The sequence below is a fragment of the Xanthobacter sp. genome, assembly GCF_041911315.1.
GTDB classification, from domain to species: domain Bacteria; phylum Pseudomonadota; class Alphaproteobacteria; order Rhizobiales; family Xanthobacteraceae; genus Xanthobacter; species Xanthobacter aminoxidans.
The window spans coordinates 23,575-46,691 of the sequence record NZ_JAYRPE010000053.1 but is presented as its reverse complement, the minus strand read 5'-3'; the positions used below and the strand labels follow the sequence as shown (position 1 = coordinate 46,691).

Genomic DNA, 23,117 nt, shown 5'->3' with positions numbered 1-23,117 from the left:
ATGGCCGCGCAGAAGGGCAAGGATCTGCTCCTGAAGGTGCATGACGGCACCTCCTTCCTCACCGTGGCGGGGCTGCGCACGCGCACCCTCGCCTTCAACGCGCAGAGCGTGGACGTGACCCATTCCGAAAGCGCCGGCCGCTGGCGCGAGCTTTTGGACGGGGCGGGCGTGAAGCGCGCGTCCGTCTCCGGCTCCGGCGTGTTCAAGGACGCGGCGTCGGACGCCCTCGTCCGCCAGCTCTTCTTCTCCGGCGCGCTGGCGAGCTGCCAGTTGCTGATCCCGGATTTCGGCACGCTCACCGGCCCGTTCCAGGTGACGGCGCTGGAGATCGCGGCCGAGCACGACCGGGAGATCACCTTCGACCTCACGTTGGAGAGCGCGGGCGAAATCGCCTTCGCGGCGCTGTGATGGGCGGCGGCATGCCCAACCGCCGGCGCGGCGAGATTTCGGCGGTGCTCGACGGCACGCCGCGCGTGCTCGTCCTCACCCTTGGCGCGCTGGCGGAGCTGGAAGCGGCGTTCGGCGCGGACGATCTCATGGCGCTGGCCGAGCGCTTCGGCCGGGGCCGTCTCTCCGCGCGGGATGCCGCGCGCGTCATCGCCGCCGGGCTGAATGGCGCGGGGGCCGAGGTGAGCGTGGAGGACGTGGAGCGGATGCGGGCGGATGGTGGCGCGGCGGGCTTCGCGCGCATCGTCTCGGACCTGCTCGCCGCCACCTTCGGCGGGGAGGAAGCGTCCCAATCCCCTCCCGCGCCGCAGCCGGCATGAGCGCGACGCCTGCGGCGCGCGTCTTTGCGGGAGAGAGCGCGGCGCTCCCGGCGCGCGCCTTTCCCTGGGCGCTCGCCATGGGCGCCGGCTTCGGCCTGCTGCGGCTTGCCCCCGATGCCTTCTGGCGGATGACGCCGCGGGAACTCGCGGCCGCCCTCTCCGCGCTGCTGCCCGCCGCGCCCGATGCCATCGACCGCGCCGGCCTTGCCGCGCTCATGGCGCGGTTTCCCGATCGCACGAGAGGATGATGCCATGACCGAGACCGTCGATATCGCCCTCCAGGTGGACACCCGCAGCGCCATGGCGGCGCTGGGCGCGGCGGAAGTGTCCGCGCGTGGCTTTTCCTCCGCGCTCGCCTCCGCCTTCACCGGCCTCGCCGTGCAGGGCAAGGATCTCGGCACGGTGCTGGAGCAGCTCGCGACCCGCCTCGCCAACCTCGCGCTCACGGCGGCCCTGAAGCCGCTGGAGAGTTCACTCACCTCTCTTCTTTCCGGCGCCGGCGCGGGGCTTGGCTTCGCCAAGGGCGGGGTGATCGGGGAGGGGCAGGTGAAGCCGTTCGCGCGCGGCGGCGTGGTGGCGGCGCCCACCTATTTTCCCCTCGGCGCCTCCCTTGGCCTGATGGGGGAGAAGGGCGCGGAGGCGATCCTGCCGCTGGCGCGCGGGGCCGATGGGCGGCTCGGCGTGCGCAGCGCCGAAGGGGCGGGGCGCGGGGCGGTGACGGTGAATATCGCGACGCCCGACCTCTCCGGTTTCCGCCGCTCGGACGCCTATGTCTCGGGCCTGGTGGCGCGGGCGGTGGCGCGGGGCCAGCGCGGCGGCTGAGCCTTCAGCGCGCGGTTTTCCACGGGTCCGCCGCCGGCGCTGCCGTGGAGGGCAGCGCGGACGACGAAGAGTTGTTGAACTGGTTGGGCGCGTTGCTCACCGAGCTGCCGCTATAGGCATCGCTGCGCACGACGGCGCCGGTCTTCACGCAGGAATCCGAGCCCGGCACCCGCTGGAAGCCCGGGCCGTAGCTGGCGCAGAAGCTGTCGCTCTTGCTGCCGGAAGGACTGCTCTTGCCGCTGGCCTGCGCCAGCGCCGGGCTTGCGGCGGCCGCGGCCACCGTGGCGCCGAGCACCACCGCGCCGCAGAGCCGCGCGAGGCCGAAGGCGGCGCCGGAGCGTCGTGCAGAGGAGAGGGGGCTGGGGGCGCTGATCGTCATGGCACGAGGAGTGGCGGTCCGGCAGCTCGCCCGGTGCGAGCCATCGGACCATAGCGTGGCAGCGCCCACCGGGAAATCCCCTGACGGACCGGCAGCTTGCCGGTAATGGCGACGTGTCGCGCCTGAGACGTATCGCGACCGACCCGCGGTCGATCAACAGGGGCGCCCGGCGAGGAAGGCTTGAGCGCAGTCCGGCCTCAGCTGGGCGGCGGGTGCGTCATCCTTCGCCCGGATCTTTCGCCAAGGTCCTGCTCCAAGGTCCTGCGCCAAGGTCCTGCCCAAAAGGCGCGGGGAAGCTCCGGCGTGACGTGTGCGATGGCGCCGTCGTTCCGCTCGCGGCATTCCAGCCTTGCCCCACTGGCCGATGCCTGAACGGATACGACGTCCACCCGGATCAGCCCCCCGGACATCGGGAGGCTCGAACACACAAAGGCCCAGGCCTCACAGTGCCTGGGCGCACAGGGTGCAACACATGAAGAGCCCGGACATGAAGGCTTTGCGCCGATCGTGCCTGCGGCCCAGCCTGCCTGCCACCAATGGCGGCAATCCCCAAGCCCGCCGCCAAGAACGCCGCTGCGCCTGAGGCGCCTTGCGTGATGACGCGCCGTGAGGCGGCCTCGCCTCATCTTGCCGCCCGTGGGCGGCAGGGTCCTGGCGACCTGATACGCCGCCCGTGGGCGGCCATATGGCTTGCGCCGCATCCGGCGGCGCTCCGATGGCGGTGGCGCGGGCCCTGAGCCGCACGCCGCCATCGGGGAGCGAAGATCACTTCTTCGCGGGAGCCTTGGGAGCCTTGGGCGCAGCGGCCTTCTTGGCAGCGGGCTTGGCAGCAGCCTGGGGGGCGGCGGGCTTGGTCTCCGGCGCGGGGGCGGGAGCAGCAGCAGGCTTCGCAGCGGCCTTGGGGGCAGCAGCTTTCTTGGGGGCGGCAGCCTTCTTCTCGGCGGCGGGCTTGGCAGCAGCCTTCGGAGCCGCAGCCTTGGGCGCAGCGGCGGGCTTGGCAGCGGCCTTGGGAGCCGCAGCCTTGGCAGGCGCCTTCGCGGCCTTGGGAGCGGCGGCCTTCTTCTCGGCGGCCGGAGCCTCGGCGGGCTTGGCGGCAGCCTTCGCGGAAGCGGCCTTGGGGGCAGCAGCCTTCTTGGCAGCAGCCTTCGGCGCGGCGGCCTTGGCTTCAGCCTTGGGCGCGGCGGCCTTCTTGGCGGGAGCCTTAGGGGCAGCAGCCTTCGGTGCAGCGGCCTTGGCCTCGGCCTTCGGGGCAGCAGCCTTGGGGGCGGCGGCCTTCTTGGCAGGAGCCTTCGGTGCAGCGGCCTTCGGTGCAGCGGCCTTGGCTTCGGCCTTCGGCGCGGCAGCCTTGGGGGCGGTGGTCTTGGGTGCTGTGGTCTTGGCTGCGGCCTTGGGGGCTGCGGCCTTCTTCTCGGCAGGTTTCTCGGCGGCGGCGGCCGGCTTCTTCGCGGGCTTGGTAGCCATGCTTTCGCTCCATGCTCAACGGGGCACAGGAAAGTCAAGGCGTCACGTTCAACTATGTCAAGGCCATCTCTACTGTTTTCGGCCAAGAATTAGGGGATGGGGGCATCATATGGCCGCCTTTCATGAGATTTTGTTTCCTCTGGAGGTCGCTCTCGGCGCTTCGGGCGGTCCGGAGCGCGTCACCGAGGTGGTCACGACCGCCTCCGGACGCGAGGAGCGCAACACGCGACAGGCTGATTCGCGACGTCGATGGGACGCCGGTTACGGGGTGAAGACCTTCGCCGCTCTGGCCGAAATCGTCGCCTTCTTCGAGGAGCGTCGCGGGCGTCTCCACGGCTTCCGCTGGCGTGATCGTCTCGACCATTCCTCGGCCGCTCCGCAAGCCGATGTGAGCGCCCTCGACCAGGTCATCGGCGCGGGTGACGGAGCGCGCGCGACCTTCGCGCTGACGAAGCGCTACGGCGCGCTCCACGCGCCCTATCTGCGGGCCATCACCAAGCCTGTCGCGGGCAGCGTGAAGGTTGCGGTGAACGGCATCGAACACGTTGAAGGCGCACACTTCTCGCTCGACACCGCGCGCGGCGAAATCACCTTCGCGGAAGGCGCCATCCCGGCTCCCTCCGCGGTCGTCACGGCGGGCTTCCGCTTCGACGTTCCGGTGCGCTTCGACACCGATTTTCTCGAGGTGGATCTCTCCGCCTTCGCGGCCGGCGCGATCCCCCGCATCCCCATCATCGAAATCCGCGTGTGAGGCTCGCCATGCGCACTCTCGATCCCGCCCTCGCCGACCATCTCGCGAGCGGCGTCACCACGCTCTGCCGCGCCTGGCGCGTGACCCGCCGCGACGGCACCGTGCTGGGCTTCACCGACCATGATCGCGACCTCCGCGTGGAGGGCGTGACCTTCTTCGCCGCCTCCGGCATCGCGGGCTCGGAAAGCACGCAGGCGCAAGGGCTTTCCGTCACCGGCGCGGAACTCTCCGGCGCCCTCAGCGCCGATGCCCTCGATGCCGCCGACCTCGCCGCCGGCCTCTATGACGGGGCGGGCGTGGACCTGCTGCTGGTCAACTGGCAGGCCCCCGCGCAGCACCTCCTGCTGCGGCGGGGAACCATCGGCGAGGTGCGCTCAGAGGATGGCGTGTTCACCGCCGAGATCCGCGCCCTCGCGGATGCCTTCAACCAGACGCGCGGCCGCCTCTTCACGCCCACCTGCGATGCCGATCTTGGCGATGCCCGCTGCGGCATCGACCTCGCGGCGCCGGCCCATTCCGCGAGCGTGGCGGTGAGCGCGGTGGAGGGCGCGCTGCGCCTGCGCGTCACCGGCCTCGACGGCTTCGCGACCGGCGCCTTCGCGCGGGGCCGCGCGGTGTTCGCGAGCGGCGTCAACGCGGGTTTCGCCACCGAGGTGAAGGCGCATCTGGTGGATGCGGAAGGGGTGGTCCTGCGCCTGTGGCAGCGCCCGCCGTTCGATGTGGCGGAGGGCGACGAGATCACCCTCACCGCCGGCTGCGACAAGCGCTTTGCGACCTGTCGCGACCGCTTCTCAAACGCACTCAATTTTCGCGGCTTCCCGCACATGCCGGGCAACGACGCGGTCATCTCCGTCGCCATCCCCGGCGAGGGCGGATACGACGGGAGCCTCAGGGAATGAGCGGGGTTCCTGATCGCGCCGCCATCCTGGCCGAGGCCCGCGGCTGGATCGGCACGCCCTATCTCCATCGTGCCTCCCTGAAAGGTCACGGCGCGGACTGCCTCGGCCTCGTGCGCGGCATCTGGCGCGTCGTGGTGGGGCCGGAGCCGGAGGCGCTTCCCGCCTACGCCCCCGACTGGGCCGAGGCGGGCCGGCGCGAGACGCTGGCCGACACCGCGCGGCGCCATCTCGTCACCGTTCCGCTCGCTGAGGCGCAGCCCGGCGACGTGCTGCTGTTTCGCTTCCGGGAGCACCTTCCGGCCAAGCACGCGGCGCTGCTCTCCGAGAGCGGGCGCATGATCCACGCCTATGACGGCGCGAGCGTGTGCGAGACCGCGCTGACGCCCTGGTGGCGCCGGCGGCTGGCCTATGCCTTCGCATTTCCGGGGGCGGGGTAGGGGGGCTCATCGAAACAGTTCCCCGGACAAGCGACACCACAGGTGGAGCGCCGATCCGGGGTCCAGGGGAAAGGTCGGCGAAGCCGGCACCCGCCCGCAGAGCATCGGAAAAGAGCCGCCTTCGGCGACGTGTTGCGCTGGGCCACGGCTCTCCTTCCACTGCGCTTCGCTCCGTTCCAGTCGGCCGAGGCGCGAGAGCGAAGCGGGGCGCTTGCACCGTCCTCCCCACCGTCATGCCCCGGCTTGTCCGGGGCATCCACCGGGCCGCTTTCGCGCTGCCCGGACACCCGAACCCGCCCAACCGTGGATCGCCCGGATACGCCGGGCGATGACGGCGCAATGTCGGGGTGAGGGGCCACCTTCTTCCCACATCCTTTCCATCCCGGAGCCTCACCCATGGCGACGCTGCTTCTCGGCGCGGCCGGCGGCCTTATCGGCGGCGCGCTGTTCGGACCCATCGGCGCGGTGGCGGGGCGGGCGCTTGGCGCGCTCGGCGGCTCGGTCATCGACGGGGCGCTTCTCGGCGGCAACCGCTCGCGCCATGCGGAAGGCCCGCGCCTCACCGACCTCGACGTGATGGCATCCACCGCCGGTGCACCGCTGCCCCGCATCTACGGCCGCGCGCGCCTCGCCGGACAGGTGATCTGGGCGCTGAAGCTCAAGGAGGTGAAGAAGGAGGAGACGCAATCCGTCGGTGGCAAGGGCGGCAGCCTCTCGGCCAGCACCACGACCTACACCTATTACGCCAATTTCGCCGTGGCCCTGTGCGAAGGTCCGGTCTCGCGCATCGGCCGCATCTGGGCCGACGGCAAGCTGCTCGACACACGGCGCCTGCACATCACCACCCATCTCGGCGCGGCGGACGAGGCGCCGGACTCGTGGATCGAGGCGAAGCAGGACGCGGCGGGCACGCCGGCCTATCGCGGCGTCGCCTACCTCACCTTCCGCAATCTGGAACTGACCGACTACGGCAACCGCCTGCCGCAGATCACGGTGGAGGTGGAGCGCTCCATCGGCGCGCTCGAACGCCAGGTGAAGGCGGTGACGCTGATCCCCGGCGCCACCGAGTTCGGCTACGAGACGCGCAACATCCGCCAGGTCTATGGCGAGGCGAGCTACGGGCCGGAGAACCGGCACGTCACCAGCTTCTTCAGCGATTTCGAGGCCTCCCTGGACCAGCTCCTCGGCGCCTGCCCGAACCTTGAGCGCGTCTCGCTGGTGGTGTCCTGGTTCGGCGACGATCTGCGCGCCGGCCAATGCGCCGTGCGGCCGAAGTGCGAGCGCCTCAACAAGGCGACCGCCCCGGCGCTGTGGAGCGTGGGCGGGCAGACGCGCCTCACCACCCCCGCCGTCTCGCAATATGAGGGCCGCGCGGCCTATGGCGGCACGCCCTCCGACGACAGCGTGGTGCGCGCCATCACCCGCATGCGCGAGGCGGGGCTGAAAGTGACGCTCAATCCCTTCGTCATGATGGACATTCCCGCCGACAACACCCGCCCCGACCCGTGGACCGGCGCCGCGTCCCAGCCGCCCCATCCCTGGCGCGGGCGCATCGTCTGCGACCCTGCGCCGGGGCGGGCGGGAACGGTGGATGGCACGGCGGCCTGCCGCGCGCAGGTGGCGGCGCTGTTCGGCACGGCCGTGGCGGGGGACTTCACCCGCATCGGCACGAGCGTGATCTATCACGGGCCGGATGAATGGAGCCTGCGGCGCATGGTGCTGCATTACGCCCATCTCGCCGTCGCGGCGGGCGGGGTGGAGGCGATCCTCATCGGCTCGGAAATGGCCGCGCTCACCCGCCTCACCGACGACACCGGCGCCTTCCCCGCCGCCGCCGCGCTCGCCGCGCTGGCGGCCGATGTGAAGGCGGTTGTGGGGCCGTCCACCCTCGTCTCCTATGCGGCCGACTGGACCGAATATGGCGTGCAGGTGCTCGCCTCCGGCGACGTGCGCTTTCCCCTCGATGTGGTGTGGGGCGCCGATGCGGTGGACTTCATCGGCATCGATTATTACCCCCCGCTCGCCGACTGGCGCGACGGCTCGGCCCATCTCGATACGGCGCTGGCGCAGTCCATTCACGACCGCGCCTATCTGAAGGCCAACCTGCGCCGCGGTGAGGCCTTCGACTGGTTCTATCCGGACGATGACGCCCGCGCCGCGCAGGATCGCAGCGCCATCACCGACGGCGCCTTCGGCGAGCCGTGGGTGTATCGGCAGAAGGATCTCTGGTCCTGGTGGGCGAACGCCCATCACGAGCGCATCGCGGGCGTACGCAGCGGAAGCCCCACGGCTTATGTGCCCGGTGCCAAGCCCATCCGCCTGATGGAGGCAGGGTGCCCGGCGGTGGACAAGGGCGCCAACCGGCCGAGCGCGTTTCCGGATGCGAAATCCGCCGAGAACCGCCTGCCGCCCTTCTCCTCCGGCGCGCGGGACGACCTCATCCAGCGCCGCACGCTGGAAGCCATCCTCGCCACCTTCGGCGCGGATGCGGACACGGCCGACAACCCCGCCGCGACCCTCTATCCCGGCCGCATGGTGGAGCCCGACGCGCTCTTCCTGTGGAGCTGGGATGCGCGGCCCTATCCCCAATTCCCCTACGCCACCGAGGTGTGGGCAGACGGCACCAACTGGGCCACGGGCCACTGGCTTACCGGCCGCCTCGGCGCCGCGCCGCTGGATGCGCTGGTGGCGACCCTCGCCGCCGATTTCGGCATTGCCGATGTGGACAGCGCGCGCCTCTCCGGCGCCGTCGAGGGCTATGTGGTGGAGCAGCCCATGACCGCCCGCGCGGCGCTGGAGCCGCTCGCCCGCGCCTTCGCCTTCGAGGCGGGAGAAGAGGAGGGCCGCCTGGTGTTCCGCCCGCGGGGGCAGGGGGAGGTGGCGGAGATCGCCACCGCCGATCTGGTGCAGGTGGAGGGCGCGCCCCTCCTCGCCGTCACCCGCGCGCAGGAGACCGAGCTGCCGCTGGAGGTGACGGTGGGCTTCGTCGATGCCCTGCACGACTACCGCCGCGCCACCGTCTCCTCCCGCCGCCTCGCGGGCCGGAGCCGGCATGTGACGCAGGCGGACCTTGCGGTCGTCGCGTCGGACGCGGTGATGGTGCGCGCCGCCGATGTCTGGCTTCAGGATCTGTGGGCCGGGCGGGAGACGCTGACCTTCTCGCTGCCACCCTCGCTGCTCGCGCTGGCGCCCGGCGACCTCGTTCGGCTCGCCTTCGATGGCCGCACCCGCCTCGTGGAGATCGTCCGCGTGGAGGAGGCGGAGGCGCTGGCGATTACCGCCCGCACCATCGAGCCGGAGGTGTTCGACGTGGCGCTGGCGGAGGAAGGGGCGGGGCACATTGCGCTGCCCGGTGCCTCCGGACCGCCCGCCGTGCGGGTGCTCGACCTGCCGGCCTTGTCGGAAGCGGAACCCGTTCCCCTGCAATGGCTTGCCGCCGCCGCCTCGCCCTGGCCGGGGACGCTGGCGATCTGGCGCTCCACCGATGGCGCCAGCTTCGAGACGCTGGCGCCCATCACCGCCTCCGCCACCTTCGGCACCCTCACCGCGCCTCTGCCGCCGGGGCCGCTCTGGCGGTTCGATCGGCACAACGCGATGGAGGTGACGCTTGAGACCTCCCTCCTCGTCTCGGCCAGCGAGGCGGAGGTGCTGGCCGGTGCCAACCTCCTCGTGCTCCTCGCCGAGGATCGCGCGCCGGAGATCGTCGCCTTCACCGAGGCCGAGTTGGTGGATGCCGGCAGCTACCGCCTCACCGGCCTGCTGCGCGGCCTCGCCGGCACGGAAGCGACGGGGGCGGAGACATGGCCGGCGGGCACCCGCCTCGTGCGCCTCGACGGCACGCTGGTGAGCGTCGCCAGCGGCGTCGCAGCGCTGGGGCGCAGCTTCCGCTATCGCGTCGGCTCGGCGCGGGACGACCAGGGCGCGGAGGAGGTGACGGAAGTCGCCGCCACCATCTCCGGCCGGGCGCTCACGCCGCTCTCGCCGGTGCATGTGCGGGGGCGGCGGACCGAGGCGGGCGTCGCCTTCTCCTTCATCCGCCGCACCCGCATCGCGGGCGACGGATGGGAGGCGGTGGAGGTGCCGCTGGGCGAGGCCAGCGAGGCCTATCGGCTCGACATTCTCGACGGCGAGACCGTGCGGCGCAGCTTCACCCTCGCGTCGCCTGAAACTCTCTATGCCGCCGCCGACGAGATCGCCGATTTCGGCGCGCCGCAGGGCGAACTCACCGTCCGCGTCGCGCAGCTCTCGGCCAGCGTCGGCGCGGGCGCGGCGGTGACGGCGACCGTAGCGCCGTAAGGCTCTTCTCCTTCCATCGAGGTCCAGCCATGTCCGAGCAATCGGCGAACCTGGCGCTGCCGTATATCGCGGCGGCCCAGGCGCAGAAGCATGTCACCCACAACGAGGCCATCCGCCGCCTCGACGCCTTCGTGCAGCTGGTGCTGGAGAGCGCCACCGCGCCCGCCCCGCCGACCTCGCCCGCCGAGGGGGCGCGCTGGTTCGTGCCGTCCGGCGCCACCGGTGAGTTTGCGGGGCGGGTCGGGATGATCGCGGCCTATGAGGCGGGCGCGTTCGACTTCCTCCCCGTGGCGGCGGGCTTCCTTGCCTTCATCCGCGACGAGGGGCGGCTCGCAGTGTTCGACGGCGGGGCCTGGGTCTCGCCTCTGGCGGCCAGCGCCCACCGCGGCGCCATCTCGGGCGAGGTGCGGGAGGTGGATGTGCTCCTCTCCGGCGCCTTCGTGGACACCGCGCTCATTATTCCCGATCGCGCCATCGTGCTCGGCGTCTCCACCCGCACCCTCACCGCCGTGAGCGGCGCCTCCGCCTACGACTGCGGCATCGCCGGGGAGCAGGCGAAGTTTGGCGGCAGCCTCGGTGTCGCGGCGGGCGCCACGAACATGGGGGTCATCGGCCCCACCGCCTTCTACGCGCCGACGCCGGTCCGCCTCACCGCCATCGGCGGCAGCTTCGGCGGCGGCACGGTGCGCGTCGGCCTGCACCTCCTCCTCCTCGCCATTCCCGGCGCGTGACCCGCGCCTCGCGCCAGCCTTTCGGAGCTTCCCATGTCCTATGATTCCAGCCGAGACCCGCTGCGCGGGCTCGCCGCCTCGCTCTCCTCGCCGACGCGGCTGATGAGCCGCGTCACGCCGTCCGACAGCGACGAGCTTCCCGTCTACGCCAAGGCCCTGTGGGTGTTCGTGCCCGAGGAGGTGTCCGGCGGCGTCGCCACCGTGCGCCTCACCCCTGTCGGTGCCGACGATGCCACCCGCATCGATGTGCGCGCCTTGCCGGGCCTTCAGCCCTTGCCGCCGTGCCAGGTGCGCCGGGTGTGGGCGACAGGCACCAGCGCGGGCATCGATATCTACGCCTTGATCGACCGCTGAGCGGAGCGGCGGCGATGCTGTCCCTCTCCCTCTTCGCCGGCGCGGTCCTGCGCGGCCGGCGCGGCCGCCGTCCCCCGCGCGGCTTCATCTTTCTCGTCGATGCCGATGGCACGCCGCTGACCGACGCGGACGGCGCACGCCTCATCGAGCGCATCTGAGCCGCCGCTTCACCCCTTTCCCCATCCCCCGATCACCCGCGCCGGAGACCCCGGCGCGGGCGTGCCTGTGCTTTCGCCAAGGGAGTTGTTTCATGTCTTCTCGAAACTGGAACCAGAGCACTGCGGCCCTGAAGATCCGCCTTCAGCAGGCGGTGGATGCCGGCCGCCCGCTCTGGGCCCGCCCGTGGATCGCGCCCACTGCCTGGACCTCCGGCCAGACCATCCAGGTGGGCGAGGTGCGCAAGAATTCCGCGACGCCCGCGCAGTGGTACATCGCCGCCGCGCAGGGCGGCGTCTGCGGCGCCATCGAGCCGACCCAGACCAACGGCTCGGCCGTCTGGGACGGCACCGCCAACACCAGCGTCCTGTGGACCCATCTCGGCAGCTCGGCCGACTGGGACAATGTGGACGATCCGGCGGCGCCGACCCTGACGGCCACCGGCAGCACCAGCGTCCCGGCCGGCTATGTCAGCTTCAACCCGTGGGCCAACCGCCAGCTCTTGACGGTGCGCGGTGCCTATCTCACGCAGCATGTGGGCTCGGGCACCGGCATCGCTCTCTACACCTTCGACAGCAAGAGCGGCACCACCGTAGCCGGCGGCAGCGGCGTTGCCTTCATGAGTGATGCGACGGGCATCTCGTTCCAGGTTCCCGCGTCCGTGCAGGGCATCCGGGTCTATGTGGACGGACGACCCGTCACCATGTCCAACATCGGCCCCAACCAGGGCGGCTGGTATTACCACACGATCGCCTTCGGCAAGCGCAAGGAGCGGCTGTGGGAGGTCTTCTTCGGCAAGGACACCGCGGCGATCTACAACATCGCCATCCCGTCCAACGCCCAGATCTGGCCCGCGCCGTCGGTGGTCCCTCTCGTGGGGGCCTTCATCGGCGACAGCTACCTGCAGGGCTCCGGCTACGGTCCGTTCCTCGATGGCAACACGCTGTCCGGCCATGTCGGCCGGCTGATCGGCATCGACAATATGTGGCGCTTCGGAACCGGCGGCACGGGTCTGCTCAATCCGGGCTCCGGACCCTTCTATACCTATCGCGAGCGTCTGCCGCAGGTGCTGGCGCAGAGCCCCAACGTGATCCTCGTGCAGGGCTCCACCAATGATGCGAGCTACACCCAGGCGCAGGTGAACACCGAAGCGCTGGCCTTGCTCGACGCCATCCGGGCCGCCACCACGGCCCCGGTGTTCTGGTTCGGGCCGGCGCCGCTGTCGGGCAGCTATTCCGGCATCCAGACGGTGGACACGGCCATCGCGATGGCCATCGCGGCGCGGCCGAACAGCAACATCTTCTACAAGTCGCTGGTCACCTCGGTGCCGCCGGTCTTCATCGGCTCGCACAACAACACCAACTTCACCGCGTTCAGCACCATCGGCGAGTACATCGGCGGCGACAATGTCCACCCGGTGGACAAGGGCACCATGTATCTCGCCCGGCGCATGGCCTCGGCCTACGCCAACGAGATGCTGCCGCTGGTCGCCTGACGCAGGCCATCGACGAGGCGGGGGCGCTCCGGCGCCCCCGCTTTTTCCGTTTCTGTCGAGAGCCTTTTTCAGGAGAGCCTTGCCATGGCTGCCGAAAGCTTCGCGCCGGCGCTCGCCGCCGTGCTCCGCCACGAGGGCGGCTATTCCAACCATCCCGACGACCCCGGCGGCCCGACCATGAAGGGCATCATCCAGCGCGTCTACGACGCCTGGCGCCGCTCGAAGGGGCTGCCCGAGCGCCCGGTCCGCGAGATCGAGGATGCCGAGCTGAAGGAGATCTACCGCCGCCAGTATTGGGACGCCGTGCGGGCCGACGAGCTGCCCGCCGGCATCGACTATGTGGTGTTCGACGGCGCGGTGAATTCCGGCCCCGCCCAATCCGCCAAATGGCTCCAGCGCGCGCTTGGCCTCTCCGCCGACGGGCAGGTGGGGGAGGTGACGCTCGCCGCTGCCCGCGCCGCGGCCGAGCATGCGCCGGCCCGCCTCGTGGACGACATCTGCGACCGCCGCCTCGCCATGTTGCAGGCGCTGCGCACCTGGCCGGTGTTCGGCAAGGGCTGGGGCCGGCGCGTCGCCGATGTGCGCAAGCTCGGGAAATCCTGGGCGACCGGGGGGCGGACGTCCTCCGTCGCCGTGCCTGCGAAGGACGGGGAGGGGGCCAAGGGCGCGCTCGCCAGCGCCCGGCCGGCGCCACGGCCCGAGGCGGGCGCGGGTGCCGTGGCCGGCGGCCTTGTTGCCTCCACCGTGGCCGAGGCGGCACGGCAGATCGAGCCCCATGCCGCCGGCTCGCCTTTGCTGGCGAGTGTGTTCGCCGCCCTCACCCTCCTCGGCCTTGCCGCCACCCTCGCCGGTCTCGCTTGGGTCTGGTGGAGCGCGCATGCCGGGGCGAAGCGGGCCGAGGTGCTGGACCTCGGAACCGGGGCGAAGCCATGAGCGGCACGGTCGACGCGGTGGCCGGTGTCCTCGGCTATGCCGTGCCGTGGTGGGCCTGGGGCCTTCCCGGCGCCCTCGCCGTGGCGGTGCTTCTGCGCCTGTTCGGTGTGCGAGCGGCGGGGATTGCCGCCGCTGTCCTCGCTCTCGTGCTCGTCACCCGGCGCGCCGCCCAGCGTGGCTATGACCGCGCGCTGAAGGAAGGAGAACGCGATGTCTCGAAGAGCCTTTCTGCCGCGCGGTCTGCGCGGGATTCTGCCGCTCGCCGCGACGGCGATGCTCGCCGGCTGCGCGACGACGACGGGTTCCGGCGCGACTAGGGTCTATTGCGGCGCCGCCGCGCCCATCCGCTGGTCCCTCTCCGACACCGACGAGACCATCCGCCAGGCTAAGGCCGCCAATGCCGTCGGGCGGCGGCTGTGCGGCTGGCGGTGACCCGAAGGACCAGCAAAGCTCACGGTGCGGCCTCCCGTCATCGCTGACAGGCACGCAAGGCTCTGTCATTCTTTGTCTCTCTCGCTTAAGGAGGTTGTGGCGAAGGCGGAGGGGCACCGTGCGCTTGTTGGTGATCGAGGACGATCCCGAGCTGAACCGACAGCTCGTCGAGGCGCTCGGCGATGCCGGCTATGCCGTGGATCGCGCCTATGACGGCGTGGAGGGGCAGTTCCTCGGCGAGACCGAGCCTTACGACGCCATCGTGCTCGACATCGGCCTGCCCAAGCTCGACGGCATCTCCGTGCTGGAAAGCTGGCGGCGGGCGGGCAAGACCACCCCGGTTCTCATCCTCACCGCCCGCGACCGCTGGAGCGACAAGGTGCAGGGCTTCGACGCCGGCGCCGACGATTATGTCGCCAAGCCCTTCCATATGGAGGAGGTGCTGGCCCGCCTGCGGGCCCTGCTGCGGCGGGCCACCGGACATGCGTCCAGCGAGATGTCCTGCGGCCCGGTGCGGCTCGACACCCGCTCCGGCCGCGTCACGGTGGACGGCAATCCGGTCAAGCTCACGTCGCACGAATATCGCCTGCTCTCCTATCTCATGCACCATGCGGGGCGGGTGGTGTCGCGCGGGGAGCTGGTGGAGCACCTCTACGATCAGGATTTCGACCGCGATTCCAACACCATCGAGGTTTTCGTCGGGCGCCTGCGCAAGAAGCTCGACTGCGACGTGATCCAGACCGTGCGCGGCCTCGGCTATCTGCTCGCCGCCCCCGAGGAGCCGCGCTGAGATGGCGACCTCCTGACATGCCGGCCGCCTGACATGGCCATGGACGCAGCGCGACGCCCGCCGGAATACACGCCCGGCTCCCTCGCTTTCCGCCTCGTGCTCTCGGCCATGGCCATCACGGTCGTGGTGCTGCTGGTGGTGGGCTTCGTGCTCGCCTCCCTCTACCGCAGCTCCGCCGAGCGCGCGTTCGACCGGCAGCTGGACATCTATCTGAAGATCATCGTCGCCGACGTCGCCAATGCGTCCGAGCGCCTGCCCGAGCCGGAGGCGCTGGCCGATCCGCTCTTCGCCTTCCCCAATTCCGGCTGGTACTGGCAGATCGCCCTCAAATCAGGCGACAAGCTGGACCGGCGCACCTCCCGCTCGCTGGTGGGCGCAAGCCTCCCGCTGCTCGCGGAGCAGGGCATTCGCGGTCGCCCCGGTTTGATGCGGCAGGGCTACGCGACCGGGCCGGGCGGCGTCGCCCTGCGCATCGTCGAGCGCGACGTGGACCTCGGGGCCGATGCCCGTTACGTGGTTTCGGTGGCGGCGGTGGCGTCCGACCTTGAGGCGGAGATCTCCGCCTTCAACTTCTCGCTCGCGGCCACGCTCGTGGTGCTGGCCTGCGCTTTCCTGCTGGTGGTCATCGTGCAGGTGCGGTTCGGGCTGAAGCCGCTCACGCGCATCTCGGAGGCGCTGTCGGACGTGCGCTCCGGCAAGGCCGAGCGGCTGGAGGGCACCTATCCCATCGAGATCGTGCCGCTGGTGCGCGAGGTGAATGCCCTCATCGACGCCAACCACGAGATCGTCGAGCGCGCCCGCACCCACGTGGGCAACCTCGCCCACGCCCTCAAAACTCCCCTTTCCGTACTGATGAACGAGGCCGGCACCCGCGACGACCCGCTCGCCGTGCGCGTGCGCGACCAGGCCGGCGTGATGCGGGACCAGGTGGCCCACCATCTGGAACGCGCCCGCATGGCGGCCCGCATCTCGGTGGTGGCGAGCGTATGCGAGGTGACGCCGGTCATCACCTCCCTCGCCCGCACCATGGAGAAGATCCACCGCACCAAGGACCTCGCCATCGACGTGCGCATCCCGGAAGACGTGCATTTCCGCGGCGAGCAGCAGGATCTCGAGGAGATGTTCGGCAATCTCATCGACAATGCCTGCAAATGGGCCTCCTCCCGCGTGGAGGTGGAGGTGCTGGTGGAGCGGCCGCGCACGCCGGGAGACCGGGTCTATTTCCATGTCAGCATCGACGATGACGGCCCGGGCCTTGATCCCGCCCGGCGGGTGGATGTGGGCCGGCGCGGGCGGCGGCTGGACGAATCCAAGCCCGGCTCCGGCCTCGGCCTCTCCATCGTCCACGAGCTGGCCCTACTCTATGGCGGGCGGTTCGAGCTGAGCTCTGCCCCCATCGGCGGCCTCCGGACCGAGCTGGTGCTGCCCGCCGCCGCGGCGCCGCCCCCGACCACCTGACGCTTCGGGATGACGCGGGGCAGGGGGTGACACCGTGGCGCCACAGCCTGCGGCAAACCGTCTTCACACTGAGGCTTGCGGCGCCTAAGAGAGGCCGTCAGCCTCTCCGTCGCCCCATTCGGTGATCCGATGTGGTGGCCCGATCGTTGATGACGTGCACGGCGATTTGCCCGCAAAGGCAGATGGCCGCTGCGTCGCCCCGCTGTTTTGCCTGAGGCCTGTTCATGTCCGTCCGCGTGTTCCGCGTTTCTCCCGCATCCGCAGCGGTCCTCGCCCTTGCGCTGGGCGGGTGCGCGACCGACACGACCGGGACCAAGGCGACGGCGGCCCTCGCGGCCCTGCCCACGGCGCCTGTCATGTCGGGCACAGTCTCCGGCGGCCTCATCAGCGGTGGCATCGGCAACGGGCTCGACGACGCCGACCGCCAGCGCGCCTACGACGCCGAGATTTCCGCGCTGGAGACGGGCGGCCCCGGCTATCCCATCGGCTGGAAGGGCGACGGCACCGCGCGCGGCACGGTCATCGCCGGCCCGCCTTACAACCGCGCCGGCTACCAGAGCTGCCGCGATTATTCCCACACCATCTATATCGACAATCGCCCCCAGATCGCCCGCGGCGCCGCCTGCCGCACGGCGGAGGGCCGCTGGCAGCCGGTGAGCTGAGCGCCCATGGAAGGCCCGTCGCCTGAGGCGGTGCGGGCGCAAAGCGGGCGCTTGGCTTCGTGGGGTGATTTGGAAAAGCGACGCGAGGCGGCCTGAGGCGCGCCGCGCTGGCTGGCCTCAGTAGGACATCAGCAGGGGGACCTTGCAGTCCTCCAGCAGCGACTCGGTGACGCCGCCCAGCACCCATTCGCGAATGCGCGAGTGGTTGAAGGCACCCATCACGATGAGGTCCGCGCCGATCAGCCCGGCCTGCTCGCGCAGGGTCTCGGCGACGCCGTCCGGGCTCACCACCAAATTCTTCACCTCCACATGGACGCCGTGGCGGGCAAGGTGCGGGGCCAGCTCGGCGCCGGGAATTTCATGCGCCAGCTCCTTCTCCGAGCCGATGGCGAGCACTTCCACCGAGGCGGCGGACTTCAGGATGCCCATGGCGTCGTTGACGGCGCGGGTGGCCCGTACGCTCGCATCCCAGGCGATGAGAACGCGGTCGTGCCTGAAGGTCTCCACCCCCGGCGGCACCACGATCACCGGCCGGCCGCTCTCGAACAGCAGCGCCTCGATGAGCCCCCGGTCGGCATTGACGGTGGCGACCTCGGCGTCCAGCACGGCGATGTCGTGCACCCGCGCCTGGGCGACGAACAGCTCCACCAGCTGGCCATAGCCGAGCTGCGGCGTCTCCACCGAGGCGGCGACGCCGGCGGCGGCGGCATCGCCCCGCGCCCGCTCCGCCACATCCTGCGCCAGCTGCTTCAGCCGCCGGTTGTGGGCGGCGACGAGGCCGGTCGCGACATTGCTGACGAAGGTGTTGCCCATCACCACCTTCAGCGAGGCCGCCTGGATGGTCGCGTGGGCACCCGATTGCTGGGCCAGCGACAGGCCGTAGGCGAGCGCAGAGGACGGCTCGTCGATGCCCTCCTCCGTCATGCCGATGAGCACGCTTTTTATGTTCTGCACCATTTGGCGTTTCCTCCTGACACAAGATCAAGGTACCCGAAGGCTTCAGCTTGTCGTTGCGTCATGTCAAGGCTCGTCATTCCCGCCTGCCGGTTGCCAGCCCTTTCCCTTGAGGTAATAAGGGGCGCAAGGGAGCGCCCATGATCGATGATCTGAACCTGTTCGCGAGCCAGCTGGTCACGCTCTGGGTCGTGCTGGAGCCGCTGAGCCATCTCAGCATGTTCCTCGCCACCACCTCCCACCTCGACCGGCAGGAGCGCCACAAGGTGGCGGCGATGGGCACCGCCTTCGCTTTCCTCATCCTGGTGGTGTTCACGCTCCTCGGCCGGATGCTGCTGGAGGCGATGGGCATCTCCATCCTCGCCTTCCAGATCTCCGGCGGCATCATCCTGTTCTATTTCTCGATGACCATGATCTTCGGGGCGATGACGCAGCATGCCGTCACGCCCGATCCCGAGCGGCGGCTGGTCCACATCGCGGTCTATCCCATCGCGACGCCCATCGTGGCCGGGCCGGGCGCGATCCTCGCCATGGTGCTGTTCTCCGACAACAACCGCGGCGCGCCGCTGTTCCAGCACCTCGTCACGGTGAGCGTGCTGGTGCTGATGTCGCTGGTGCTGTTCGTCATCTTCTGGCTGGGCGACTACATCGCCAAGGTGCTGGGGGAGGGCGGAGCGAGCCTGCTGCGGCGGATCATGGGCATCCTGCTCGCCGCCTTCTCGGTCAATCTGGTGCTCAACGCCTTCCAGAAATGGCTCAACCTGCCGCCGATCTGAGCGGCGGCAGGTTGATTGTCGCGAGGCCTGAGGATCAGGCCTCGATCTTCTCCATATCCGGGGCGATGCCGGGCGAGGTGGCCGAGCCGTCATCCAGCGGCGCCAGATAGTCCACCACCATCTGCTGATAGCGCGGGATGCCCTTGTAGGCGGCGATGTCCGGATGCAGGTCGCGCAGCACCCGGTGCAGCCGCCGGCGCCACTTCGGCACCTTGGCGATGTCGGCGACGCTGGTGAGATAGCAGCGGATGCCGAACAGGATGGCGTTGGAGCGGGGCAGGCGATAGAGCGTCTGCAGCTCCACGCGCAGGTGCACCTTCTCCGCCACGTTCTCGGGCGTCACCGACGCCTTGTCCGGCCCCCACACGGGATAATTCTCCGGCGAGGTGTCGAGGCGCGGGTTCACCGTCATGGTCCAGTTGAGGCGGCGCACCGGCTGGCCGTACTGGAGGCGCAGGAGATACTTCAGGGCGCGGTCGAACACGCCCTTCTCGTGCGCCAGCGGCACCGGGCCGTGCCACTCCTGGAAGCTCATGCCGATGTCGAACTCCAGCGACCAGTCGGCCTGGCTCGTCACCATGCCACCGTCCACGAAGAGGTTGTCCTCGCGCTGGTCCTGAAGGGTGAAATCGCCCTGCGCCTGCCGGGTGATGTACTCGAACGGCCCGCAGGGCAGCGTCTCCGCCTTGCCGAAGATGAAGCTCTGCTGGATGCCGAGCGGCCGGTTCACCCAGGTCCAGGCGTCGCCGTCCTTCGACAGGGTGAAGTGCTCGGGATAATCGGCCGCGAGGTTCTCCATGATCATCTCGAGGCTGTCCCACTCCGCCGTCATCATGTGCGGCAGCACCTGACAGCGCTTGGGGTCCTCGGCGAGGATGCGGGCGCGCTCCTTGCATTCGGCGATATAGTGCTCGTCCACGTCGAACTGCGCCTGGAAGGCGGCCGTGGGGCCACCGCGCACGTGCGGCTCGATGTTCACCGAATACATGTAGCTGTCTTCGGGAAACGGGAAGGGGAAGCGCAGGAGGTCCTCGGGCGACTTCTTGTAGGTGAAGGTGTCGCGGAAGGTCTCTGCGGGCTTGAACTGAACGGTCATGGGACCTCCCGGGATCACAGGTCGATGACGATGCGCGGGCCGCGGGCGCGCGACACGCAGGTCATGATGAGGGTGCCGGCTGCCTTCTCCTCCGCGGAGAGGAAGTCGTCGCGGTGTTCCGCCTCGCCCTCGACGAGGGGGGTGGCGCACTGGCCGCAGGCTCCGCCACGGCACAGGCACGGGGCCTCGACGCCGGCCGCCTCGATGGCCTCGAGCAGGCTCTGGCTCTCGCTCACTTCCACCTCGATGCCGGACTTGCGGAGCACGGCGCGGAAGGGCAGGCCGGTGATGTCACCGCCGAAGCTCTCCTTGTGCACCTTGGTCTTGGGCCAGCCGAGGGCCGCGGCGGTGGAGGCGACCGCCTCCATCAGGCTGTGCGGCCCGCAGACATAGACATGGGTGCCGAGCGGCTGGCGCGCGAGCAGGCCGGCGAGATCGAAGGCGGCGCGGCCGCCGCCGTGCACGCGGATTTCCTCACCCGCCGCATAAGGCGCGAGCAGACGCTCGAACACCGGCACTTCCTCCAGCGTCGCGAGCTGGTGCAGCTCGAAGCGGGCCCCGCGCGCCTTCAACTCCGGCAGGAAGGAGAGCATCGGCGTGATGCCGATGCCGCCGCCGATCAGCAGGTGCTTCTTCGCGGTGGAGATGAGCGGGAACAGGCTCACCGGATTGGCCATCTCCAGCACGTCGCCGGGGGCGACCTTGCGGTGGAGATGGGAAGAGCCGCCGCGCGACTGGGCGACGAGGCGCACGATGATGTCGTAGCGGCTCCGCTCGGAGGGCGGGGAGACCAGGGAATAAGCGTTCTTCATCACCCGGGCGCCGTCGCGCAGGGTGAGGAGGACATGTCCGCCCGCCGGCGGGGTGGGGAACACGCCGCCATGGACGGGCTCGAAGGAGAAGCGCTTGAGGCTCGGCGCGAGCTCGACGATTTCGCGCACGCGCACATTGAAGGGCTGGGCGGCGGTCATGCGTAGAGCTCCTCGGCCTCAGGCACCTCACCCGGCACCTCGGCATCCACCTGGACGCCCATGAAGGCGGCGAGCCGCCGTGAGAAATGATCGCGCACGAACAAGGATGCGCCGCAGCCCGGGCAGGTGAAGATGGAGCTGGTGACACCCTCGGTCACCGTCCGGCAGTGGACGCAATAAATGCGCCGCGCCTTCGGGCCGACCTCGGCGAACGCCGTCTCCTGCCGGCTGAGGCCGGCCTTCTCGGCGCGGCCCCACACGTCCCACAGGAACGGCTCGGCACCCGCCGCATAGAGGCGCAGCCCCATGGTCTCGCGGGCGAGCCGCTCCTCCAGTGCGGAGAAGAGGTGCGTCACGGACCGGAAGGTGGCGACGCTGCCCGGCGCCTCCTCCATGGCCGGGGCGGAGGGCACGGCGCTGCGCCGGGCCACCGTCCAGACCTCGAAGGCGGAGGGGACAACCCCCTCCGCCAGTGCTTCAGCCGGAACCTCGGCCGCCTCGACCACCAGCAGGTGGTGCCGGCCGGACGGGTCCGGGGCCAGCGGGGCGTACGTCGGGCGGCTCTTCATACCCTGGTCGCTCATTTCGTCTCCGTTCAATAGACCGCAATGCTGCGGGCCACGATGATGACAACGGCGCCAAGCACGAGAGCGAGGTAGGGCAGCATCCCCGCTCGCGTGCCGGCACCGGGTTCGGCCTTGAGGTGCATGTCCTCCATCATCGCCGCCGGGAACTGACCCTTGTCCGTCACATAATGGCGGAACAGGAACACCGGGATGATGGCGGCCGATACGATGAGCCCGGTGACCAGCGTGCCCGCGCCCCAGATGTCGGCACCCATGCCGAGCAGGAACAGGTTCACGTAGGCCAGCACCGTACCCATGCCGATGAGCCAGATGGGGGCCTTGAAGGGGCGATCCCAGGCCGGACGGTCGATGCGGTGCATCCAGGCGGAATTGAGGTTCAGGAAGTTGAACAGGATGTAGCAGACGTTGGAGATTGCGAGGATGAACACATAGTCCGACATCATCAGCAGGATGAGGTTGAAGCCAAGGTCCGTCCACATGGCGCGGGTGGGCGCGCCGTTCTCGTTCACGTGGCTGAGGTACTTGGGCAGCCAGCCGTCCACCGACGCCTGGTAGAGCGTGCGCGAGGAGCCGGCCATGGAGGTGATGATGGCGAGCATGAGCGCGAGGATCAGCATCACCACGATGATGTTGTGCACCAGCGGGCCGCCCTTGAGCATACCCGCCATGGCGCTGGCGACGCCCATGCCGGAATAGATGTCGGCGGACAGGATGCCGTCATAGACCGCCGGCGTGGTCACGGTGCCGGAGGCATCCACCACCGCCGGGGTCACGAGCTGGCCGAGGCCGAGCACGCCCTGGAAGGAGATGGGCACGATGGTGAAGACGAAGATGCACAGGAGCCCGGAGTAGAGGATGGCCTTGAAGGTATCCTTCTTCGGGTCGCGGAACTCGCGCGTATAGCAGACGGCGGTCTCGAAGCCGTAGGTGGACCACGCGGCGATGAACAGGCCGCCGGCCATCAGGGTCAGCCCGGCCATGTTCCATTCGCCGGCGATCACCCGGCCGGCCTCGTCCTTGGCGAGCGGGGCAAACGGCCCGAGATGGGCGGCGAGCACGTCGCCGGTGAACAGCGGCACGAGGCCGATGAGGATCAGCGGCAGCAGCGCCACGACACCGAGGATGACCTGCACCTTTGCGGTCTGGCTGATGCCGCGATGCTGGATGGCGAAGGCGATGAGCAGCAGCACGGCGCCGAGGACGAAGGTGGCGTTGATGCGCAGCGCGAGGCCCGCCTTCAGCCAGCCGAGATCCACCAGCGTGAGCTGCCAGGTGTTGATGGCGGCATCCGGCGCGAACAGGATGGAGAGCACGTAGCCCGCCGCGAGGCCGGAGCCGATGGACAGCACCGGCGACCACGCCAGCCAGTTGCACCACACCGAGAACGGCGCGAGCAGCTTGCCGTAGCGCACCCAGGCGATGGCGCCATAGACCGAGGCGCCGCCCGACTTGTGCGGGAACAGGCCGGCGATTTCGGCGTAGGAAAAAGCCTGGATGAAACCGAAGATGATGGACAGGATCCACACGAACCAGGCCGGCGCGCCCACCGTGGCGCCGATTGCGCCGATGGAGAAGAGCACGAGGGCGGGCACGCCGCTCGCGATCCAGAACGCGCCGGTCCAGCTGATCTTGCGTTGAAGCGAGCCGGCCTCAGGCGCGGCGACCGCCTCGTTGGTTGCTGCGATACTCATTGTTTTTCCCCTCGAATTATGAGGGGAGTTTCCGGAGAAGAAACTTTTTTGTCAATGTATAAATTGGCCGACTGGACGGTAAAAGCGGCTCAATTTGCACGCATCCCCGCCCAATGCATGAGCATTCTGTCGTTAGGGAAAGAAACGCCTTCGGCCCCGCGGCGCAACACGCGGGGCCGGGCTGTTTCTACAAGGACCAAGGCGTCATCGCAGGGCGAT

The 23,117-nt window shown here is 69.9% G+C and carries 25 protein-coding genes; 18 read left to right on the top strand and 7 right to left on the bottom strand.

The window, feature by feature from the left end; genetic code table 11:
• The 4 genes from ACE3QW_RS15225 to ACE3QW_RS15210 are packed head-to-tail and all read left to right on the top strand — an operon-like array spanning window position 1 to window position 1,589.
• Window positions 1–408 carry a phage major tail protein, TP901-1 family gene (locus ACE3QW_RS15225; RefSeq protein WP_374252265.1) on the top strand — a complete coding sequence of 136 codons (408 nt, stop codon included), beginning with the start codon at window positions 1–3 and terminating at the stop codon, window positions 406–408.
• Between the two features lie 11 nt (window positions 409–419).
• Window positions 420–767, top strand: coding sequence for a gene transfer agent family protein (locus ACE3QW_RS15220; RefSeq protein ID WP_374252263.1), 348 nt, complete (start codon window positions 420–422; stop codon window positions 765–767).
• Window positions 764–1,015, top strand: coding sequence for a rcc01693 family protein (locus tag ACE3QW_RS15215; protein WP_374252261.1), 252 nt, complete (start codon window positions 764–766; stop codon window positions 1,013–1,015). Before ACE3QW_RS15220 ends, ACE3QW_RS15215 begins: the two co-directional genes overlap by 4 nt.
• A 4-nt stretch (window positions 1,016–1,019) precedes the next feature.
• Window positions 1,020–1,589, top strand: coding sequence for a phage tail tape measure protein (locus ACE3QW_RS15210; protein ID WP_250168233.1), 570 nt, complete (start codon window positions 1,020–1,022; stop codon window positions 1,587–1,589).
• Window positions 1,590–1,593: 4 nt separating this feature from the next.
• Here the strand turns inward: ACE3QW_RS15210 and ACE3QW_RS15205 are convergent, their stop codons facing one another.
• Window positions 1,594–1,968, bottom strand: a complete 375-nt coding sequence (locus ACE3QW_RS15205) for a hypothetical protein (protein WP_374252259.1) — start codon at window positions 1,966–1,968, stop codon at window positions 1,594–1,596.
• Window positions 1,969–2,733: 765 nt separating this feature from the next.
• On the bottom strand, window positions 2,734–3,429 hold the full coding sequence (locus tag ACE3QW_RS15200; protein ID WP_374252257.1) for a hypothetical protein: 696 nt from the start codon (window positions 3,427–3,429) through the stop codon (window positions 2,734–2,736).
• A 109-nt stretch (window positions 3,430–3,538) separates the two neighbouring features.
• On the opposite strand from ACE3QW_RS15200, the gene ACE3QW_RS15195 reads away from it, so the two are divergent.
• The 13 genes from ACE3QW_RS15195 to ACE3QW_RS15135 all read left to right on the top strand — a co-directional run bounded on the left by ACE3QW_RS15195 (window position 3,539) and on the right by ACE3QW_RS15135 (window position 16,823).
• On the top strand, window positions 3,539–4,180 hold the full coding sequence (locus tag ACE3QW_RS15195) for a TIGR02217 family protein (RefSeq protein ID WP_374252256.1): 642 nt from the start codon (window positions 3,539–3,541) through the stop codon (window positions 4,178–4,180).
• An 8-nt stretch (window positions 4,181–4,188) separates the two neighbouring features.
• A complete protein-coding gene (locus tag ACE3QW_RS15190; protein ID WP_374252254.1) occupies window positions 4,189–5,079 on the top strand; it encodes a DUF2163 domain-containing protein in 891 nt (296 codons plus the stop codon).
• Complete coding sequence (locus ACE3QW_RS15185) at window positions 5,076–5,516, top strand: NlpC/P60 family protein (protein ID WP_374252253.1); 441 nt, start codon at window positions 5,076–5,078, stop codon at window positions 5,514–5,516. The genes ACE3QW_RS15190 and ACE3QW_RS15185 overlap by 4 nt, the downstream gene beginning before the upstream one ends.
• 396 nt (window positions 5,517–5,912) lie before the next feature.
• Complete coding sequence (locus ACE3QW_RS15180) at window positions 5,913–9,812, top strand: glycoside hydrolase/phage tail family protein (protein ID WP_374252251.1); 3,900 nt, start codon at window positions 5,913–5,915, stop codon at window positions 9,810–9,812.
• 29 nt (window positions 9,813–9,841) lie between these two features.
• Window positions 9,842–10,543 (top strand): DUF2793 domain-containing protein, encoded by a 702-nt coding sequence (locus ACE3QW_RS15175; RefSeq protein WP_374252249.1) that lies wholly within the window; start codon window positions 9,842–9,844, stop codon window positions 10,541–10,543.
• 33 nt (window positions 10,544–10,576) lie between these two features.
• On the top strand, window positions 10,577–10,897 hold the full coding sequence (locus tag ACE3QW_RS15170) for a hypothetical protein (protein ID WP_374252247.1): 321 nt from the start codon (window positions 10,577–10,579) through the stop codon (window positions 10,895–10,897).
• Between the two features lie 14 nt (window positions 10,898–10,911).
• On the top strand, window positions 10,912–11,055 hold the full coding sequence (locus ACE3QW_RS15165; protein WP_156026214.1) for a hypothetical protein: 144 nt from the start codon (window positions 10,912–10,914) through the stop codon (window positions 11,053–11,055).
• A 92-nt stretch (window positions 11,056–11,147) separates the two neighbouring features.
• Window positions 11,148–12,548: a GDSL-type esterase/lipase family protein gene (locus ACE3QW_RS15160; RefSeq protein WP_374252245.1), complete on the top strand. Its 1,401-nt coding sequence runs from the start codon at window positions 11,148–11,150 to the stop codon at window positions 12,546–12,548.
• Between the two features lie 84 nt (window positions 12,549–12,632).
• A complete protein-coding gene (locus ACE3QW_RS15155; protein WP_374252243.1) occupies window positions 12,633–13,481 on the top strand; it encodes a glycoside hydrolase family 108 protein in 849 nt (282 codons plus the stop codon).
• Window positions 13,478–13,798, top strand: coding sequence for a hypothetical protein (locus tag ACE3QW_RS15150; RefSeq protein WP_374252241.1), 321 nt, complete (start codon window positions 13,478–13,480; stop codon window positions 13,796–13,798). Before ACE3QW_RS15155 ends, ACE3QW_RS15150 begins: the two co-directional genes overlap by 4 nt.
• Window positions 13,799–14,031: 233 nt before the next feature.
• Complete coding sequence (locus tag ACE3QW_RS15145; protein WP_024277889.1) at window positions 14,032–14,703, top strand: response regulator transcription factor; 672 nt, start codon at window positions 14,032–14,034, stop codon at window positions 14,701–14,703.
• Window positions 14,704–14,742: 39 nt separating this feature from the next.
• Window positions 14,743–16,161 (top strand): sensor histidine kinase, encoded by a 1,419-nt coding sequence (locus tag ACE3QW_RS15140; protein ID WP_374252373.1) that lies wholly within the window; start codon window positions 14,743–14,745, stop codon window positions 16,159–16,161.
• Window positions 16,162–16,385: 224 nt separating this feature from the next.
• Entirely contained in the window at window positions 16,386–16,823 is a 438-nt protein-coding gene (locus tag ACE3QW_RS15135) for a hypothetical protein (protein ID WP_024277891.1), read from the top strand.
• A gap of 117 nt (window positions 16,824–16,940) precedes the next feature.
• Here ACE3QW_RS15135 and ACE3QW_RS15130 read toward each other — a convergent pair whose 3' ends face one another.
• Window positions 16,941–17,780: a universal stress protein gene (locus ACE3QW_RS15130; protein WP_374252238.1), complete on the bottom strand. Its 840-nt coding sequence runs from the start codon at window positions 17,778–17,780 to the stop codon at window positions 16,941–16,943.
• A gap of 137 nt (window positions 17,781–17,917) precedes the next feature.
• Between ACE3QW_RS15130 and ACE3QW_RS15125 the strand changes: the two genes are divergently transcribed.
• Entirely contained in the window at window positions 17,918–18,553 is a 636-nt protein-coding gene (locus tag ACE3QW_RS15125; RefSeq protein ID WP_374252236.1) for a MarC family protein, read from the top strand.
• 34 nt (window positions 18,554–18,587) lie between these two features.
• Here the strand turns inward: ACE3QW_RS15125 and ACE3QW_RS15120 are convergent, their stop codons facing one another.
• The 4 genes from ACE3QW_RS15120 to ACE3QW_RS15105 are packed head-to-tail and all read right to left on the bottom strand — an operon-like array spanning window position 18,588 to window position 22,898.
• Window positions 18,588–19,649, bottom strand: coding sequence for a DUF3445 domain-containing protein (locus ACE3QW_RS15120; protein WP_029555109.1), 1,062 nt, complete (start codon window positions 19,647–19,649; stop codon window positions 18,588–18,590).
• A 14-nt stretch (window positions 19,650–19,663) separates the two neighbouring features.
• Window positions 19,664–20,620 (bottom strand): 2Fe-2S iron-sulfur cluster-binding protein, encoded by a 957-nt coding sequence (locus ACE3QW_RS15115; protein WP_374252234.1) that lies wholly within the window; start codon window positions 20,618–20,620, stop codon window positions 19,664–19,666.
• On the bottom strand, window positions 20,617–21,204 hold the full coding sequence (locus tag ACE3QW_RS15110) for a dimethylamine monooxygenase subunit DmmA family protein (RefSeq protein WP_374252233.1): 588 nt from the start codon (window positions 21,202–21,204) through the stop codon (window positions 20,617–20,619). The genes ACE3QW_RS15115 and ACE3QW_RS15110 overlap by 4 nt, the downstream gene beginning before the upstream one ends.
• Window positions 21,205–21,215: 11 nt before the next feature.
• A complete protein-coding gene (locus ACE3QW_RS15105) occupies window positions 21,216–22,898 on the bottom strand; it encodes an APC family permease (RefSeq protein ID WP_250168220.1) in 1,683 nt (560 codons plus the stop codon).
• Between the last annotated feature and the right edge of the window lie 219 nt (window positions 22,899–23,117).

What these genes read in the sequence shown, in the direction of transcription:
- ACE3QW_RS15225 (WP_374252265.1), top strand. Translation starts at nt 1, where the DNA reads ATGGCCGCGCAGAAGGGCAAGGATCTGCTCCTGAAGGTGCATGACGGC.
- ACE3QW_RS15220 (WP_374252263.1), top strand. Translation starts at nt 420, where the DNA reads ATGCCCAACCGCCGGCGCGGCGAGATTTCGGCGGTGCTCGACGGCACG.
- ACE3QW_RS15215 (WP_374252261.1), top strand. Translation starts at nt 764, where the DNA reads ATGAGCGCGACGCCTGCGGCGCGCGTCTTTGCGGGAGAGAGCGCGGCG.
- ACE3QW_RS15210 (WP_250168233.1), top strand. Translation starts at nt 1,020, where the DNA reads ATGACCGAGACCGTCGATATCGCCCTCCAGGTGGACACCCGCAGCGCC.
- ACE3QW_RS15205 (WP_374252259.1), bottom strand. Translation starts at nt 1,968, where the DNA reads ATGACGATCAGCGCCCCCAGCCCCCTCTCCTCTGCACGACGCTCCGGC.
- ACE3QW_RS15200 (WP_374252257.1), bottom strand. Translation starts at nt 3,429, where the DNA reads ATGGCTACCAAGCCCGCGAAGAAGCCGGCCGCCGCCGCCGAGAAACCT.
- ACE3QW_RS15195 (WP_374252256.1), top strand. Translation starts at nt 3,539, where the DNA reads ATGGCCGCCTTTCATGAGATTTTGTTTCCTCTGGAGGTCGCTCTCGGC.
- ACE3QW_RS15190 (WP_374252254.1), top strand. Translation starts at nt 4,189, where the DNA reads ATGCGCACTCTCGATCCCGCCCTCGCCGACCATCTCGCGAGCGGCGTC.
- ACE3QW_RS15185 (WP_374252253.1), top strand. Translation starts at nt 5,076, where the DNA reads ATGAGCGGGGTTCCTGATCGCGCCGCCATCCTGGCCGAGGCCCGCGGC.
- ACE3QW_RS15180 (WP_374252251.1), top strand. Translation starts at nt 5,913, where the DNA reads ATGGCGACGCTGCTTCTCGGCGCGGCCGGCGGCCTTATCGGCGGCGCG.
- ACE3QW_RS15175 (WP_374252249.1), top strand. Translation starts at nt 9,842, where the DNA reads ATGTCCGAGCAATCGGCGAACCTGGCGCTGCCGTATATCGCGGCGGCC.
- ACE3QW_RS15170 (WP_374252247.1), top strand. Translation starts at nt 10,577, where the DNA reads ATGTCCTATGATTCCAGCCGAGACCCGCTGCGCGGGCTCGCCGCCTCG.
- ACE3QW_RS15165 (WP_156026214.1), top strand. Translation starts at nt 10,912, where the DNA reads ATGCTGTCCCTCTCCCTCTTCGCCGGCGCGGTCCTGCGCGGCCGGCGC.
- ACE3QW_RS15160 (WP_374252245.1), top strand. Translation starts at nt 11,148, where the DNA reads ATGTCTTCTCGAAACTGGAACCAGAGCACTGCGGCCCTGAAGATCCGC.
- ACE3QW_RS15155 (WP_374252243.1), top strand. Translation starts at nt 12,633, where the DNA reads ATGGCTGCCGAAAGCTTCGCGCCGGCGCTCGCCGCCGTGCTCCGCCAC.
- ACE3QW_RS15150 (WP_374252241.1), top strand. Translation starts at nt 13,478, where the DNA reads ATGAGCGGCACGGTCGACGCGGTGGCCGGTGTCCTCGGCTATGCCGTG.
- ACE3QW_RS15140 (WP_374252373.1), top strand. Translation starts at nt 14,743, where the DNA reads ATGGACGCAGCGCGACGCCCGCCGGAATACACGCCCGGCTCCCTCGCT.
- ACE3QW_RS15135 (WP_024277891.1), top strand. Translation starts at nt 16,386, where the DNA reads ATGTCCGTCCGCGTGTTCCGCGTTTCTCCCGCATCCGCAGCGGTCCTC.
- ACE3QW_RS15130 (WP_374252238.1), bottom strand. Translation starts at nt 17,780, where the DNA reads ATGGTGCAGAACATAAAAAGCGTGCTCATCGGCATGACGGAGGAGGGC.
- ACE3QW_RS15125 (WP_374252236.1), top strand. Translation starts at nt 17,918, where the DNA reads ATGATCGATGATCTGAACCTGTTCGCGAGCCAGCTGGTCACGCTCTGG.
- ACE3QW_RS15120 (WP_029555109.1), bottom strand. Translation starts at nt 19,649, where the DNA reads ATGACCGTTCAGTTCAAGCCCGCAGAGACCTTCCGCGACACCTTCACC.
- ACE3QW_RS15115 (WP_374252234.1), bottom strand. Translation starts at nt 20,620, where the DNA reads ATGACCGCCGCCCAGCCCTTCAATGTGCGCGTGCGCGAAATCGTCGAG.
- ACE3QW_RS15110 (WP_374252233.1), bottom strand. Translation starts at nt 21,204, where the DNA reads ATGAGCGACCAGGGTATGAAGAGCCGCCCGACGTACGCCCCGCTGGCC.
- ACE3QW_RS15105 (WP_250168220.1), bottom strand. Translation starts at nt 22,898, where the DNA reads ATGAGTATCGCAGCAACCAACGAGGCGGTCGCCGCGCCTGAGGCCGGC.